Annotated in this window: 15 protein-coding genes; 6 read left to right on the top strand and 9 right to left on the bottom strand. The window is 68.6% G+C overall.

Going from position 1 to position 15,023, the window contains the following annotated elements:
* Nucleotides 1–21: 21 nt before the first annotated feature.
* Together FXN61_RS04365 and FXN61_RS04360 are read left to right on the top strand one after the other, a co-directional pair.
* On the top strand, nucleotides 22–489 hold the full coding sequence (locus tag FXN61_RS04365; RefSeq protein WP_167970472.1) for a ribose-5-phosphate isomerase: 468 nt from the start codon (nucleotides 22–24) through the stop codon (nucleotides 487–489).
* 10 nt (nucleotides 490–499) lie between these two features.
* Nucleotides 500–1,300, top strand: a complete 801-nt coding sequence (locus tag FXN61_RS04360; RefSeq protein WP_167970470.1) for an Fpg/Nei family DNA glycosylase — start codon at nucleotides 500–502, stop codon at nucleotides 1,298–1,300.
* Between the two features lie 63 nt (nucleotides 1,301–1,363).
* Here the strand turns inward: FXN61_RS04360 and FXN61_RS04355 are convergent, their stop codons facing one another.
* The 5 genes from FXN61_RS04355 to FXN61_RS04335 all read right to left on the bottom strand — a co-directional run bounded on the left by FXN61_RS04355 (nucleotide 1,364) and on the right by FXN61_RS04335 (nucleotide 6,317).
* Nucleotides 1,364–2,092 carry a hypothetical protein gene (locus tag FXN61_RS04355; protein WP_167970468.1) on the bottom strand — a complete coding sequence of 243 codons (729 nt, stop codon included), beginning with the start codon at nucleotides 2,090–2,092 and terminating at the stop codon, nucleotides 1,364–1,366.
* 57 nt (nucleotides 2,093–2,149) lie between these two features.
* The gene (locus FXN61_RS04350) at nucleotides 2,150–3,364 is read right to left on the bottom strand and encodes a GNAT family N-acetyltransferase (protein WP_167970466.1); all 1,215 of its coding nucleotides are present in this window, start codon (nucleotides 3,362–3,364) and stop codon (nucleotides 2,150–2,152) included.
* A 41-nt stretch (nucleotides 3,365–3,405) separates the two neighbouring features.
* On the bottom strand, nucleotides 3,406–4,758 hold the full coding sequence (locus tag FXN61_RS04345; protein ID WP_167970464.1) for an aldehyde dehydrogenase family protein: 1,353 nt from the start codon (nucleotides 4,756–4,758) through the stop codon (nucleotides 3,406–3,408).
* 71 nt (nucleotides 4,759–4,829) lie between these two features.
* The gene (locus FXN61_RS04340; protein ID WP_167970462.1) at nucleotides 4,830–5,672 is read right to left on the bottom strand and encodes a DNA-3-methyladenine glycosylase family protein; all 843 of its coding nucleotides are present in this window, start codon (nucleotides 5,670–5,672) and stop codon (nucleotides 4,830–4,832) included.
* Nucleotides 5,673–5,708: 36 nt separating this feature from the next.
* Complete coding sequence (locus tag FXN61_RS04335) at nucleotides 5,709–6,317, bottom strand: mycothiol-dependent nitroreductase Rv2466c family protein (RefSeq protein WP_167970460.1); 609 nt, start codon at nucleotides 6,315–6,317, stop codon at nucleotides 5,709–5,711.
* Nucleotides 6,318–6,480: 163 nt separating this feature from the next.
* Between FXN61_RS04335 and pepN the strand changes: the two genes are divergently transcribed.
* The 3 genes from pepN (at nucleotide 6,481) to FXN61_RS04320 (ending at nucleotide 11,485) form a co-directional block, all read left to right on the top strand.
* The gene (gene pepN / locus FXN61_RS04330; RefSeq protein ID WP_167970458.1) at nucleotides 6,481–9,042 is read left to right on the top strand and encodes an aminopeptidase N; all 2,562 of its coding nucleotides are present in this window, start codon (nucleotides 6,481–6,483) and stop codon (nucleotides 9,040–9,042) included.
* A gap of 72 nt (nucleotides 9,043–9,114) precedes the next feature.
* Complete coding sequence (locus tag FXN61_RS51505) at nucleotides 9,115–10,857, top strand: GNAT family N-acetyltransferase (protein ID WP_167970456.1); 1,743 nt, start codon at nucleotides 9,115–9,117, stop codon at nucleotides 10,855–10,857.
* A complete protein-coding gene (locus FXN61_RS04320) occupies nucleotides 10,847–11,485 on the top strand; it encodes a GNAT family N-acetyltransferase (RefSeq protein WP_167970454.1) in 639 nt (212 codons plus the stop codon). The genes FXN61_RS51505 and FXN61_RS04320 overlap by 11 nt, the downstream gene beginning before the upstream one ends.
* A 43-nt stretch (nucleotides 11,486–11,528) precedes the next feature.
* Here FXN61_RS04320 and FXN61_RS04315 read toward each other — a convergent pair whose 3' ends face one another.
* From FXN61_RS04315 to FXN61_RS04305, 3 genes are read right to left on the bottom strand one after another with little or no spacing between them, the layout of a single operon-like run.
* Complete coding sequence (locus FXN61_RS04315) at nucleotides 11,529–12,008, bottom strand: DUF5130 family protein (protein WP_167970452.1); 480 nt, start codon at nucleotides 12,006–12,008, stop codon at nucleotides 11,529–11,531.
* Nucleotides 11,995–12,246 (bottom strand): aa3-type cytochrome oxidase subunit CtaJ, encoded by a 252-nt coding sequence (ctaJ, locus tag FXN61_RS04310; RefSeq protein WP_167970450.1) that lies wholly within the window; start codon nucleotides 12,244–12,246, stop codon nucleotides 11,995–11,997. Before ctaJ ends, FXN61_RS04315 begins: the two co-directional genes overlap by 14 nt.
* 20 nt (nucleotides 12,247–12,266) lie before the next feature.
* On the bottom strand, nucleotides 12,267–13,436 hold the full coding sequence (locus tag FXN61_RS04305; protein ID WP_167970448.1) for an MFS transporter: 1,170 nt from the start codon (nucleotides 13,434–13,436) through the stop codon (nucleotides 12,267–12,269).
* A gap of 249 nt (nucleotides 13,437–13,685) precedes the next feature.
* Between FXN61_RS04305 and FXN61_RS04300 the strand changes: the two genes are divergently transcribed.
* Nucleotides 13,686–14,240: a DUF2345 domain-containing protein gene (locus FXN61_RS04300; RefSeq protein WP_167970446.1), complete on the top strand. Its 555-nt coding sequence runs from the start codon at nucleotides 13,686–13,688 to the stop codon at nucleotides 14,238–14,240.
* A 23-nt stretch (nucleotides 14,241–14,263) separates the two neighbouring features.
* On the opposite strand, the gene FXN61_RS04295 is transcribed toward FXN61_RS04300, so the two are convergent.
* A complete protein-coding gene (locus FXN61_RS04295; RefSeq protein ID WP_112275528.1) occupies nucleotides 14,264–14,836 on the bottom strand; it encodes an HNH endonuclease in 573 nt (190 codons plus the stop codon).
* Nucleotides 14,837–15,023 lie beyond the last annotated feature (187 nt).

Raw genomic sequence — 15,023 nt, 5'->3', positions numbered from 1 at the left:
CAGCGTGTCAGACTCCGTGACGTGCGCGTTTATCTGGCAGCAGACCACGCGGGCTTCGAGCTGAAGTCCCACCTGTCCAAGGCTCTCGACGAGCAGGGTTACGAGGTCGTCGACGTCGGTGCCCACACCTACGACGCTCAGGACGACTACGTGTCGTTCTGCACCGACGCCGCTGAGCGAGTCGTGAACGACCGTGCCAACGGCCAGGACAGCCTCGGCGTCGTGATCGGCGGCTCCGGCAACGGCGAGCAGATCGCCGCGAACAAGGTGAAGGGTGCACGCGCCGCACTGGCGTGGAACGTCGACACCGCGCAGCTGGCCCGCCAGCACAACGACGCTCTGCTGGTCGGCATCGGCGCTCGCCAGCACACCGCGGAGGAAGCGACCGCGATCGTCTCGGCGTTCCTCGAGACGCCGTTCTCCGGCGAGGCCCGGCACCAGCGGCGCATCGACCAGGTCAGCGCCTACGAAGACGCGCACGCCGGCTGAGCTCACGCTGATGCCCGAGGGCCACACCCTGCACCGCCTCGCGCGGCTGCACCAGCGCAGGTACGCGGGCAAGCCCGTGTCCGTCACCAGTCCGCAGGGACGCTTCGCGGCGTCCCTTGTGGACGGACGCAAGCTCGTCCGCGCCGAGGCGCACGGAAAGCACCTCTTCCACGTCTACGGCCCGGACGCGGTCGTGCACGTCCACCTCGGGCTGTACGGGACGTTCACCGAGTCGCCGCTGCCGGCGCTGCTGCCTGTGGGCCAGGTCCGGATGCGAATGGTCGGAGAGACGCACTGGACGGACCTGCGCGGCCCCACGGCGTGCGAGGTGCTCAACACCGACGAGGTCAAGGCGATCCGGGAACGGCTCGGACCCGACCCGTTGCGCCGCGACGCCGACCCCGACCGTGCCTACGAGCGGATCATCCGTTCGAAGCAGCCGCTCGCCGTGCTGCTGATGGACCAGAAGATCCTCGCGGGCGTCGGCAACGTCTACCGGGCCGAGGTGCTGTTCCGGCACAACGTCAACCCGTTGCTGGTCGGCAACAAGGTCAGCCGCGAGCTGTGGGACGCGGTGTGGGACGACCTGGTCGTGCTGATGAAGGACGGCGTGAAGGTCGGCCAGATCAACACCGTCCGCCGGGAGCACATGCCGCGTGCCATGGGCCGGGCTCCACGCGTGGATCGGCACGGCGGTGAGGTGTACGTCTACCGCCGTGCCGGCGAGCCGTGCCTGATCTGCGGCACCGAGGTCATGACCACGGAACTGGCGGCGCGCAACCTGTTCTGGTGCCCTGCTTGCCAGCCCTGAATTTTTGCCGGGGGTGGCTTTTTGGGTCCGGCCAGAAAGTGCTCAGTTGATGAGCACTTTCGGCTAGAAGTCGAACCCGCCGCCCATGTCGCCGAAGTCGAAGCCACCGGCGTCACCCGTGTCGGCGACGTCCGAAGCACCGCCCATGTCGCCGCCGGCATCACCGGCGCCCATGCCGTAGTCGCCGACGCCGTGCATGCCGGAGAACATGGCATCCATCAGCAGGAACGTGCCGACGCCCCACGCACCGGCCACGAGCGCGGGCTTCCACCACGGCTCGGAGTACCAGCCACGCGGCACCGGACGTCCGGCCACCATGCCACCGGGGTAGTAGTAAGGCGTGCCGGAACCGGAGTGCGGCGACGCGGCGTACTGGTGGCCCTCGACGCTGACCTGACGGTCCTCACTGACGGCACCCGCCTGCTTCTGCCCGGCGATCTCGGGCAGCGCGGGTCCGGGGTCCATGCCCATCGCCTCACGCGCCGCGCGCACGTAGTGCAGCCCTTCCATCGCGGTCTGGGTGACCAGCCGCGCCTGCGGGATCGTGCGGGCCTGCTCCATCTGCGAACCGGCTGCGGTGAAGCGCTCGGACGCGTCCGCCATCGCTTGAGTGGACGCGGTGTTGCTGCCGGTGAGGCTCATCACCTGCCCGCCGAGCCGCTCGACCCAGCGGCGGGCCTCCGCCTTGGCGTCGTCGAGCTCACGTGCCTTGCGCGCGTTGCTCTGGTTGACCAGGTAGAACACCCCTGCGATCACCAGTACCAGTACGACCACCCACACGATGGTGCCCACGGCTTTACCTCCCACACCAGGTAAACCGTCAACGAGCAACATCCGCCCTGAGTTCCGTCAGAACACCTCGGGGCAGTGCGGCTCCTGCGTGCCGAGGAACGCCATCGTCAGCGCGTCCACGTGACCCGGCGTGTGCTCGACCACACGGTGTGCCCGCTTGAGCACGGAAAGCCGTACACCACCGAGGAATGCACTGCCGAGCGCGGCGACGTCGAGCGACACGTCCGCGGGGTCCTCGGTGCGCGCCACGACCGCCTCGCCGCCCTTCACGGTGAAGCGCCAGCGGCCGGAGTTCCACGGGCAGAAGGAGTCCTCGACGTCGAACACACTGTCCACATCGGACGAATAGTGGCGCAGCGGCAAAGCCCGGTCGACGTCGACGAGCCGCAGCCAGAGCGCGTCGCCGAGGTCGCGCCCCACCTTCCGCGGGTTGTCGACCAGGTGCACGATCGGGTCGTCGGCGGCGGTGTAGAAGGAGATCTCCGTCGCCAGGTCGATGTCCAGCAGGAACCGGTACAGGTCCACGTACGCCTGCTCGGTCTCGCACACCAGCTCCCGCACGTGCAGCTCGTCCTGCGGCCCGCGCGGGCCGTGCCCGCCCTTGACCCGGAACACCACGTACCCCTCGGGGTGCAGGCAGTAGCGGTAGGAGGTCAGGCCGTCGCGATCGACCTCGCGGTCGGCGAGCTGCACGTCCCACGTCGCATCGACCCTGCTCAGCCAGCCGACCCGCGTGCGGCGCACCCTGTCGTGCACCTCTCGCATGAACGGCATCGCTTCTTCGCGAGTCACCTGCCGGATCCGGGTGTCGCTCACCGAGACGCCGGCGTGGAACGGCATCCGCGTCGGCATCGTCATCCGGTTGATGCTGGTGGCCAGCTCGCCGTAACCGAACCGGCGGTAGATCGAGCCCTCCGACGCCCAGAGGATCGCGATCGGCTCACCCGACTCGTGCATGCCGTGCAGCTGCGTCCTCATGAGCAACGACGCGACACCCCGCCGCCGATGGCCCGGCTTGACCGTCACGACCGTCACCGCGCCGGCCGGCGCCTGCAGGCCACCAGGAACGGTGATCTCGCGGCTGAGGATCCCGGCGGTACCGATGATCTCGTCGCCGTCGAGAACCGCGTGCGCCCGGTCGTGCTCGAGGACCTTGAGCCACTTGCTGTCCACGCCTCGGGGGTCGTTGAGGAACGCCCACGCCATCACCCGCTGGAACTCGGGGATGTCGGATTCGTCGATGGTCCTGATGCTCAGCGTCGAGTCAGCCATAGCGGCAGTGATACGCCGCCATGGCCACTCCCGCAGCTCAATTACCGCTGGACCGACTTGATCTCGCAGAACTCGTCCAGGCCGAACCTGCCGAACTCACGACCGTTGCCCGACTGGCGGTAGCCACCGAAAGGCGCGCTCGTGTTGAACGCGGCGCCGTTGATGTCGACCTGACCGGTGCGCAGGCGCTTGGCCACCCGCATCGCCCTGTCGGTGTCGGCGGAGAACACACCGCCCGCCAGGCCGTAGATGGTGGAGTTCGCGATCCGCACCGCGTCGTCCTCGTCCGCGTACGGCATGACCGACAGGACCGGCCCGAAGATCTCCTCCTGCGCGATCGTCATCTCCGGCGTCACCCCGCCGAACACCGTCGGCGTGACGTAGAAGCCCTGCGGCAACGGCGCGTCCGGCCCACCGGCGGCCAGCTGAGCGCCCTCCTCGACACCCTTGCGGATGTAGCCGACCACGCGGTCGCGTTGCGCCTTGGACACGGCAGGGCCGATGCGCGTGGACGGGTCGCTCGGGTCGGCCGAGGTGTACTTCCGGGCAGCGGCAGCCGCCAGTTCGACGGCCTCGTCGTGACGGTCGGCGGGCACCAGCAGACGCGTCCACGCGCTGCACGCCTGGCCGTTGTTCATGAACGAGTTGGCGACCGCGATCTTCACCGCCCGGCCGAAGTCGGCATCGTCGAGCACGATGCACGCCGACTTGCCGCCCAGCTCCAGCGCGACCCGCTTGACCGTCTCGGACGCCACCGCAGACACCCGGCGCCCGGCCTTCGTGGAACCGGTGAACGACACCATGTCCACGTCCGGATGCGCGGCCAGCGCCTCGCCGACGACCGGCCCGGTGCCGTGCACCAGCCGGAAGACACCCTCCGGCACGGCGGCCGTGATGATCTCGGCGAGCAGGCCGGCGGTACCCGGCGCGAGCTCGCTCGGCTTGAGGACAACGGTGTTGCCCGCGGCGAGCGCCGGCACGACCTTCGCGACCATCTGCTGCAGCGGGAAGTTCCACGGCGTGATGGCGGCGACGACCCCGATCGGCTCGCGGAAGATCAGCGAGTTGCCGATCTCCTCGGGCTCGAAGTAGCCGCGCTCCAGCACGTCCGCGACACCCTCCGCGATGGCGATCGGGTTCGCTACCTGCACCTTCTGGCTGAACGTGAGGGGCGTGCCCATCTCACGGGTCATGGTCGCCGCGAGCTCGCCGCCACGTTCCTTGAGTCCGTCGATGATCGCCCGAACGGCTTTCGCCCGCTCCTCCACCGAGGTCTGCGACCACGCCGGGAACGCGGCCACCGCGGCGGCCACGGCCGTGTCGACGTCGGCCGGTGTGCCTTCGGCGAGCGTGCCGATGACTTCCTCGGTGGCGGGGTTGACGACCTCGATCACGAGAGCCCTCCAGACGGATGTGACACCAATGCGCTGACAACGGTCCAGCCTGTCACATCGCCTCGCGGTGGTCACCCCGAAGCTGCCATCGCACCTCCCAGCCGCCGCTCACGCAGCACTCGCAGGTGCACCGACGCCCACGTCCGATACGGCCGCCACGCCTCGGACACCTCGGCCAACGGCCTGCCGTACCGCTCGCTCACCTCGTCGGTGAGCCGGGACTCGTTGTGCGGCACGGCGTCCGGCGCGTTCGCTCCGCGCAAGACGACCAGCTCGGCCGCGAACGGACCCAGACCCTTCACCCGCTGCACGGCGAGCACAGCTGCAGCAGGTTTCATCGAACGCAACGTGACCGCGTCCAGCAGCCCGTCCAACGCCGCCTCAGCCACTGCGCGCAAGTACTCGGCCTTGCGACCGGGCAGATCCAGGTCCAGCGACCGCAAGACGGCAGGCGCCGGGAACACGCCGTCAACGGCGAGCCTGGCCTTCAGCTTGGCCGCCTGCGACACGCGAACCCGCTGCGACAGCACCGACCACGCCGCCGCCTCGTACGGCGAGTAGAACCCGCACGGCCGCAAACCGGGTAGTTCCGACTGGGCCGCAGCGATCACCGGATCCCGCGAGCCGACCTCGGGCCACGCGCGCCCGTCGACGTCCAGCGACAGGAACCTGCACACCTGGGCCGCCGCCAGGTCGAGGTCACCGTCGCCCGCGAGCTCCAGCACAGCTGTGGCGCCGCGCTGGGTCACGGAGACCGAAGCACGGCGCCACTCACTCTCGACCAGGAACGTCGACCGCAGCGCCTCGCCCTCGCGCTGAGGCAACGCGGACGGCGTGAAGCCCTCCCAGAAGGCGCGGCTGGTCGCGAGCGACCAGGGCCCCTGAACTGCGACTTCGACGCGGTGGTGTGCCATGTCAAAGCACGTTAGCGAGCACCACCGACAAAAAACTCAGCTGAAGTCCAGCTCGCCCGACCTCGTGCGCTTGAGCTCGAAGAAGTGCGGGTAGCCGGCGAGCAGCCGGGCACCGTCGAAGATCTGGCCCGCCTCCTCGCCCCGCGGGATCTTCGTGAGCACCGGGCCGAAGAACGCGACACCGTCGATGTGGATCGTCGGCGTGCCGACGTCCATGCCGACAGGGTCCATGCCGCGGTGGTGGCTGGCCCTCAGCTCTTCGTCGAACTCGGTCGAGGTGGCGGCCTCAGCGAGTTCCGCCGGCAGTTCCGCGTCCGCGAGAGCCAGCTTGATGATCTCGTCGAAGTCCTGGTTGCCCTCGTTGTGGATGCGCGTGCCCATCGCGGCGTACAGCCGCGGCAGCACCTCGTTGCCGAACTTCTGCTCGGCGGCGATGGCGACGCGAACCGGACCCCAGCCCTTGGTCATGAGCTCCTTGTACTGCTCGGGCAGATCGCGTCCTTCGTTGAGCACGGAGAGACTCATCACGTGGAAGCTGAGGTCGATGTCGCGGACCTTCTCCACTTCGAGGATCCACCGGGAGGTGATCCAGGCGAACGGACAAAGAGGGTCGAAGTAGAAGTCGACCTTCGCCTTGTCGGCCATGCGTGCCCCTTTAGTGACGGTAGGTGGCGTTATCGCCCCATCAGCCCAACGAGATCACCCTGTCATCTCTTCCCGTACGCCGGTTCCGTGATTGGATGCGGGAGTCATAACCATTCCCGACGACGTCAGCGCGTAACCACACGCGCGGCAGACGAGGTGAACAGTGGCCGCGCCCAACCTCACCCGCGACCAGGCTCAGGAACGTGCTGAGCTGCTGGAAGTGGAGTCCTACCGGATCGAGCTGGATCTGACCGACGGCGGCGGAAAGCCGGGTTCGGACACGTTCCGCTCCACCACCACCGTGGTGTTCCGCAGCCGGACTCCGGGTGCTTCCTCGTGGATCGACATCGTGGCGGCGACCGTGCACCGCGCTGTGCTGAACGGCAGCGAGCTCGACGTCTCCGAGTACCGCGAGGAGGACGGCGTCAAGCTGCCGGACCTCGCGGATACCAACGAGCTCACCATCGAGGCCGACTGCCGGTACATGAACACCGGTGAGGGCCTGCACAGGTTCGTCGACCCGGTCGACGGCGGTGTGTACCTGTACTCGCAGTTCGAAACCGCGGACGCCAAGCGCATGTTCGCGTGCTTCGACCAGCCCGACCTCAAGTCGGTCTACTCGATGAAGGTGACGGCACCGCACGACTGGAAGGTCATCTCGAACGGCGAGATCATCGCCACCGAGGACGGCGAGGGCGGTTCGGACGTGCACACGTTCGCCACCACCAAGCCGATGTCGACCTACATCGTGGCGCTGGTCGCCGGGCCGTACGCGGAATGGCGTGACGAGTTCGTGGACGGCGACTTCCGCATCCCGCTCGGCATCTACTGCCGTGCCTCGCTCGCTCCTCACATGGACCACGAGCGGCTGTTCACCGAGACCAAGCAGGGCTTCGGGTTCTTCCACAAGGCGTTCGGGGTGCAGTACCCGTTCGGCAAGTACGACCAGTGCTTCGTGCCGGAGTTCAACGCGGGCGCGATGGAGAACGCGGGCTGCGTCACGTTCCTGGAGGACTACGTCTTCCGCAGCCGGGTCACCCGCTACCTCTACGAGCGGCGCGCGGAGACCGTGCTGCACGAGATGGCGCACATGTGGTTCGGCGACCTCGTGACCATGCGCTGGTGGGACGACCTGTGGCTGAACGAGTCGTTCGCCACGTGGGCTTCCGTGCTGGCGCAGGCCGAGGCCACCGAGTACCGCCAGGCGTGGACGACGTTCGCGAAGATCGAGAAGTCGTGGGCGTACCGGCAAGACCAGCTGCCCTCGACGCACCCGGTCGCCGCGGACATCTCCGACGTGCAGGCGGTCGAGGTCAACTTCGACGGCATCACCTACGCCAAGGGCGCTTCGGTGCTCAAGCAGCTCGTCGCGTACGTCGGGCTGGAGAACTTCCTTGCGGGCCTGCGGGTCTACTTCGGCAAGCACGCCTGGGGCAACGCGACGCTGGCCGACCTGCTGGGCGCGCTGGAGGAGGCTTCCGGACGCGACCTGTCGTGGTGGAGCGCGCAGTGGCTGGAGACGACCGGCCTGAACCTGTTGCGCCCCAAGTTCACCGTTGACGCGCAGGGCCGCTTCACCGAGTTCGCGGTGCTGCAGGGCGGCGCGCGTCCCGGTGCAGGCGAACTGCGCACGCACCGCATCGCGATCGGCGTGTACGACGCGGACGAGAACGGCAAGCTGGTTCGCACGCACCGCCACGAGCTCGACGTGACGGGCGACCGCACCGAGGTCCCCGAACTGGTCGGCGTGCACCGCGGCAAGATCGTGCTGGTCAACGACGACGACCTCACGTACTGCACGATGCGCCTCGACCCGGACTCGCTGGCCGGGCTGATCGACCACATCTCCGACATCGCGGAGCCGCTGCCGCGCACGCTGTGCTGGTCGGCCGCGTGGGAGATGACCCGCGAGGCCGAGCTGAAGGCCCGCGACTTCGTGAACCTGGTGCTCGGCGGTCTGCACGCCGAGTCCGAGGTCGGTGTCGTGCAACGGCTTCTGCTGCAGGCCCAGACCTCGCTGTCGTCCTACGCGGACGACTCGTGGCGTGGCGAGGGATGGCGGCGTTTCGTGGCCACGACCCTGGAACTGGCTCAGGCCGCCGAGCCGGGATCGGATCACCAGCTGGCGTTCGTGAACGCGCTGTCCTCGTCGGTGCTCGACGAGTCCACTTTGGACGTTCTGCGCGGCTGGTACGACGGTTCCGCCGTCCTTCCCGGCCTGGACGTGGACACCGACCTGCGCTGGCGTCTGCTGCAAGCCCTTGTCGCGCACGGCAAGGCGGACCTGCCGGAGATCAACGCCGAGGAGGAGCGCGACCCGACCTCCACCGGCCATCGCCGCGCCCAGCAGACCCGTGCCCTGCGCCCGACCATCGCGGCCAAGGACGAGGCATGGGACCGCGCGGTGAACGACGACGACCTGCCGAACGCGGTCAGCGAGGCGATCATCGCGGGCATCTCGCACCCCGGCCAGAAGGAGCTGCTCGCGCCGTACGTCGAGCGCTACTTCGCCGACGTGAAGGGCGTGTGGGACCGCCGCACCTCCGAGCGCGCACAGTCCATGGTGGTCGGCATGTTCCCTGCGTGGTCGATCGCTCGGTCCACTGTGGAGGCAGCTGACGCGTGGCTCGCGGGGGACCACCCGCCGGCCCTGCGCCGCCTGGTGTCCGAGGGCCGCGCCGGCATCGTGCGTGCACTGGCCGCGCAGGAGTTCGACCGCTCCTGAAAATCGCTGTGCGGTGAAGGCCCCGTGACGCTTTGATGGCGGCACGGGGCCTTCCCGTCTCATGGGGGTGCAGTGAACTTTCCGTTCCGCTACGAGCTCGTCGAGGCGGTCGAGGACGAGTTCGTCAACACCGTGGCGGGCGAGGTGCTGGCGAGGGCGGTCGACGTCGACGGCTGGTGCGCCGACGTGCTGCTGCCCGAACGGCGCACGCTGGTGCTGCGCGGCTCCCCGCTCGAGGCGCCGGTGGGAGACCTGGCGGTGGCGTTGCGCTACCACGACGACTCGATGGACTGGTGGGATCTGGTCGACCCGGTCGTGCACGCCACACTGCCTGACGGTGATGTGGTGCTCAGCGCGGCGGTGTGTCTGCGCGACGATCGTCCGGCAAGGCCGCGGAAGAAGGCGCGACCCGCGCAGTACCGGCTCTTCGAGGGCGAACGTTTCGCCGGCACGTGCCGGACGGTGGACGGCCTGCCGGAGGACGAGCCCCGCTACCGATGGCCCGCCGTCACGCTGATCGGCTGCGACCGGCCGGACCGCATCCGCGACCTGGTGGCCGTCAACGACTGGGGCGGCATCCGCGCGCTCGACCACGACGGCAGACCGATGTCGTTCGCGATGATCAAGTTCGTGGTCACGGACATCCGGCCTTCGGTGCTCGGCAACGATCTGCTCGACGTCGTGCTCGACCAGTCGTCCGTGACGTGGTCGCCGGGCTACTACAGGGAACGGCCTGGGCCGGCGAGCCGCCCGGTGTGGGAGCTCTGGCGCGACGGCGTCCCGGAGAAGAAGAACCTGTGGGCGCCGTTCGACTCCGCCGGGCGCCGCGCCTGGCTCGACCTCACCCACGGCAACCAGCGGCCCGCCGCGGACCAGACCGGTGTCCACCACCTCGACGGCAGGTTCGCGACCGACCGCGAGGGTCTGCACCTCGCGCTCGGTGAGGCGATGGCCGGTCCTGGCGGGTACTTCGGGCGGAACATCGATGAGATCGCCGACTGTCTGGACTTCACCGAATTCACGCTTGTGTGGCACGACGCGCACGTCGCCCATGACGCTGATCGCGACTACTTCACCCGTGTGCTGGAAAAGTTGCGCGCCTTCGGTGCGACCGTCGAGCTCGACTCCACTTTGGACGGTTTGGTGGCTGCGGACGGCCTCGCCGCGCTCAGAAAGCTGACCGAGCGATGGTGCAGGACCTGGGCCAAGGCCGCCGGCCTCACCGTGCACGAGGCCAGGGAACGGCACACCTGGATCGTGGACGTGAACCGGCCAGGATGGCGCTACGAACGGATCGTGACCGACACCTCGGCCGAGGTCCGTTGGGCGGCCGCGGAGATGGCCCTGTCGCCGGACCCGGAATGGTTGACCACGCCGACCAACTCCCCGGAAGCGGTAACGCGAGCGATCATGCACGAGGGGCTGTGGATCCGGCCGCCCGAGACGTTCCTGCGCCGCGACCTCGCCGGCCATCCGGCGCCGCCCGCACCCGACGGCTACGAGGTGACGGTGAAGCGCGGAGACGTGATCTCGGTCGAGGTCACGTGGAACGGCTCGGCGGTGGCGAGCGGCCTGATCGCGGTGGTCGATGAAGACGCTGCGCCGCACCGCATCAAGACCACGCCGGAACACAGGCGGCGCGGCCTCGGCAGTGTGGTGATGGGCGCGTTGGTCCGCGAGGCGATCGCCGCCGGTGCCACCACGGGGCTGCTGTTCGCGACCGAGGACGGCCTGCCCCTGTACCGGAAACTCGGCTGGGAAACGGTTTCCGACGTCGTGATCGCGTCCAACACCGAGGGGAATCATGATCAGTGATCTGGTGGAGCGCTGGCACCGCGGCTGGATCGCGGCCGACGGACTCACCTCCGAGCGGCGCGACGGACACCTGGTCGTCCACGTGAACCGCTCCCGCCGACAGTACGAGTGGATCATCACCGACGAAGACGACGTCACCGAGGTCGCCAAGCTCGTCGCCACCACCGCGGAACCGAACTGGCTCAGCGTGGCGACGGACGCGCCGCAGAAGGTGTTCGCGGAGATCGAAGCGGCCGGGATGATCGTGGCCCGTCCGGACGAGACCTTCATGCGGCGCTCGCTCGCCGACCACCCGCTGTTCGATTCACCCGCGGGTTATGCGGTCGAGGTGACCAGGAGTCCGGTCATCCAGGTGCGGGTGCTGACGCCGGACGGCGAACAGGCGGCGAGCGGGCTGATGGCTGTCGTCGGCGAAGACGCTGTCGCGCACCGCATCGAGACCTCGGACGCACATCGGCGCCGTGGGCTCGGCAGCGTCGTGATGGGCACGCTGGCACGGGAAGCGGTGAAGGACGCGGCGTTGACCGGGTTGCTGTTCTCCTCGACCGAAGGCCTGCACCTCTACCGCAGGCTGGGGTGGGAGAAGATCTCCGACCTCGTGGTGGCGCGCAACGACGTCAGCGCGTAGAAAACGCCCCCGGCACGACACCGGGGGCGTTCACAGAGCGAAATCAGGAACGCGGTGCGTCGCCAGCCTGGTCGGTCAGCATCCGCAGGCCCGACAGCAGGCCGCCCGCGAGGTCGCCCTCCTTGAAGGACGCCACCATGCTCATCACCGCGAGCTTGGCGCCGCGGTCGGCGAGACGGCGGTGGGACTCCTCGCCCGTCACGATCTCGACGACGCGCTCGCCCGGCGACACGGCCACCAGGACGTGGTGCGACGGGCGCTCGGTGGAGCCGTGCAGCTCCTCCGCGCGCTCACGCGGGGACGAGCCGAGCTCTCCCAGGTACACGCTGAAGTCGAGGCCGGTGGTGCGGCTGGACAGCGTCAGCGCCTCGTCCAGCTGCGCGAGCTGGGCGGGCGTGAACGGCAGTTCCGGCGCGTGCGGCTCGTACATCTTCGCGGCGGACACGCGGCCGCTGTTCGTCACGACAGCGCCGACCGGCAGCGTCGACGGGTCGACGGCCTCGATCGCCTTACCAGTTGCCACGGGCACCTCCCTTGGCGGTCGAGCCCGAGTCCTGGGCAGCGGGCTCGGCGGCGCCGTGGTGGTGCGCGCTCAACCCGGCAGGGTTCGCGCTCCACCACACCGGGGCGTAGCCCCACTCCTGGCCGGGCCTGTACCGGGGAATCCGGGTGGCCTTTGGCCTCACCGTCAGCAGCGTGATCACGCCGTAGATCGCCAGCGGGATCAGCGCGAAGACGAGAACGGTCTCCACGATGGTCACGGCGGGTACGGTAGCCGAACTCAGCCGCGCACGAGCGGCCGGGCCAGCAAGATCGAGGTCAATCCCACGATCGAGCCCGCCACGACGTAGACCGTCCCCAGTGACGTCACCGAGGCGAGCGGTCCCGCGAGGCCGGCGCCCAGCGGCGAGAGGCCCCATGCGAGAACCCGATAAGCGCTCGTCACGCGGCCCATCATCGGTCCGGGTGTGAGCCGTTGGCGGCGGGTCGCGGACAACACGTTCCAGCCCGCGGACGCCACGCCGAACAGCAGGCACGCGAACACCGCCACCACCAGCCAGGGCGCGAGACCGAACAACGCGAACGCCGCGCCGAGCAACGCCAGGAACCCGACCATGGCCCGGCCGGCGCCCCACCGGGACGCGAGCCGAGGGGACAGCCAGGCACCTAGCAGAGCACCGGCCGCCATGCACATGACAAGGCCGGGAACCACCGGTTCGGCGAGGCCGAGCACCTGGATGGAGTAGAGCGCCAGCATGGCGTTGATCGCGGCCGCACAGACGGCTGTGATTGCAACGACAACTACCAGTGACCGCAGGCCAGGGGTCCGCACGAGGTACCGCGCGCCCTCCACGAGCTGCCAGCGAAGATCACCACGCCCGCGCTCGGGCGCGACATCCGGCACGCGTGACACGAGCAGCGCGGCGACGACGAACGAGACCGCGTCGAGCGCGAAACAGGCGGCCGGCTCCCACCAGAACAGCACCGCGGCGGCCAGGGGACCGGCCAGGTCCATGCCGACCGTCTCGACCGTGACGAACCTGCTGTTCGCCGCCTCCAGCTCGGCCACGCCCGCCAGCTCGACCAGCAACACCTGCGACGACGAGTCCGCGAACGTCTCCGCGGAGGTCAGCACGAAAGCTGTGGCACACAAAACGACGACCGTCGCGTGTCCGGTGTGGACTGCCAGCGCGAGCAGTCCGGTCACCCCCGCGCGCAGCCAATGTGCCACCACGACAACGGTTCTTGGCCGCCAGCGGTCCACGAGCGCACCCGCGGGCAGCGCGACGAGCAACCAGGGCAGAGTGACAGCGACTGCCACCGCGGAAACGGCGAGCGGACTACGGGTGCTCGCGGCGGTGAACAAGGGCAGCGCGACAATGCGTACGCCGTCCCCGACGAGCGACACCGCCCAGGCGGCGGTGAGCGCTCGGAAACCACGTCCGCGCACGCCTTGAGGGGTATGACGCACGTCACGTTCCATCAGTTTGAACGCTACAGAGCGTGTCCATACCGGCCAGTAGAGGCAATGAGTGCTCTCGTGCGGCGCAGCGGTTACACCCGGTCAGGCCTCACCCGGTCGGATGCGAACGGGTGCCGGTTTGGGGTCTTGTTCCCGGAACACCCACCTCTTAGCTTTTCACCTATACGGGTCTTGCGCACCCGCCCCGAGAGTCCTGGAGGACACAAAATGTTCACGATGACCCGCCCCCAGGCCGTGACCTTCACTCTTCCGAGCTACAAGGACGATTCAGTGCGTATTACGGCAAGTGACTCCGTCCGGATCACGGCGAGCGACTCCGTTCGGATCACGGCGGCCGATTCGGTGCGCATCACGGCCGCTGACTCGGTGCGCATCACGATGACGGACTCCGTGCGCATCACTGCGAGCGATTCGGTCAGGATCACGGCCTCCGACTCGGTCCGCATCACCGCGCTCGACGACTCGGTCCGGATCACCGCTCAGCAGGATTCGGTGAGGATCACGGCGCGTGAGGACTCCGTCCGGATCACGATGGACGACTCCGTGCGCATCACGGCGCACGACGACTCTGTCCGGATCACCATGGACGACTCGGTGCGCATCACCGCGCTCGACGACTCGGTGCGCATCACGGCTCAGCAGGACAGCGTCCACATCACCGCGCGTGAAGACTCCGTGCGCATCACGATGGACGACTCGGTCCGGATCACCGCGCACGACGACTCCGTGCGCATCACGGCCCGCCAGGACGACTTCAGCCTCGCGGCCTGACCCACCAGCTCGACGCCGGCCGATCAGGCCGCGGGTTCACCCAGGTACGGCAACCACTGCGGATCAGCCTCGGCCACCCCGGCGAGCAGCCGCCAGTGAGGGCCACGTGGCGCCGCGGGAACGACGCGCAGCCGCCAGCCCAGTTCGGACAGCAGTTTGTCCGCCTTGCGGTGGTTGCACTTCGCGCAGCAGGCGACGCAGTTGGTCCAGGTGTGAGGTCCGCCACGCGAGCGCGGCACGACGTGGTCGATCGTCTCGGCCCGCCCGCCGCAGTAGGCGCAGCGATAACGGTCGCGGTGCATGAGCCCGGCACGGGTCATCGGCACACGACCTCGATAAGGCACGCGAACGTAGGTGCTCAGCCGGATCACGGACGGCACGAGCACCTCGGACTTCGACGAGTGCAGAACAAGCCCCGAAGCGTCTCCGTGCACGACTTCGGCTTTCCCGCACACCACCAGGACAACCGCCCGGCGCAGTGACAACGCCGTGAGCGGCTCGAACGTGGCGTTCAGCAGCAGGACCTTGCGTCTTCCCCAGGGGAAAACCGCCGGCGTCGGACCGGAACCTCCCCCATCTCGATCCCCATCGGGCACTGCCCGCAACTCGGCCTGTTTTCGGCATGGGGGGACCGTCGGCGTCGTCTCGCCTGGTGGCGAGGCGCCGATAGGGGTCGGTTGTCGGTCTGGCACGCGACCACCTCCACCGGTTCAGCCATAGGAGACCACACATACCAGCAAAAAATCACGTGTGATAAGTGACGCGTCATGGATGTGTGATCGA

It is taken from the genome of Lentzea indica (genome assembly GCF_012184385.1).
Taxonomy (GTDB): domain Bacteria; phylum Actinomycetota; class Actinomycetes; order Mycobacteriales; family Pseudonocardiaceae; genus Lentzea; species Lentzea indica.
The sequence above is the reverse complement of the archived record's forward strand: the minus strand, read 5'-3'. Positions and strand labels throughout refer to the sequence as shown.

Excerpts from the sequence above, each read along its gene's own strand:
- FXN61_RS04340 (WP_167970462.1), bottom strand. The coding sequence starts at position 5,672 with ATGGCACACCACCGCGTCGAAGTCGCAGTTCAGGGGCCCTGGTCGCTC.
- FXN61_RS04300 (WP_167970446.1), top strand. The coding sequence starts at position 13,686 with ATGACCCGCCCCCAGGCCGTGACCTTCACTCTTCCGAGCTACAAGGAC.
- FXN61_RS04335 (WP_167970460.1), bottom strand. The coding sequence starts at position 6,317 with ATGGCCGACAAGGCGAAGGTCGACTTCTACTTCGACCCTCTTTGTCCG.
- FXN61_RS04360 (WP_167970470.1), top strand. The coding sequence starts at position 500 with ATGCCCGAGGGCCACACCCTGCACCGCCTCGCGCGGCTGCACCAGCGC.
- FXN61_RS04350 (WP_167970466.1), bottom strand. The coding sequence starts at position 3,364 with ATGGCTGACTCGACGCTGAGCATCAGGACCATCGACGAATCCGACATC.
- FXN61_RS04320 (WP_167970454.1), top strand. The coding sequence starts at position 10,847 with ATGATCAGTGATCTGGTGGAGCGCTGGCACCGCGGCTGGATCGCGGCC.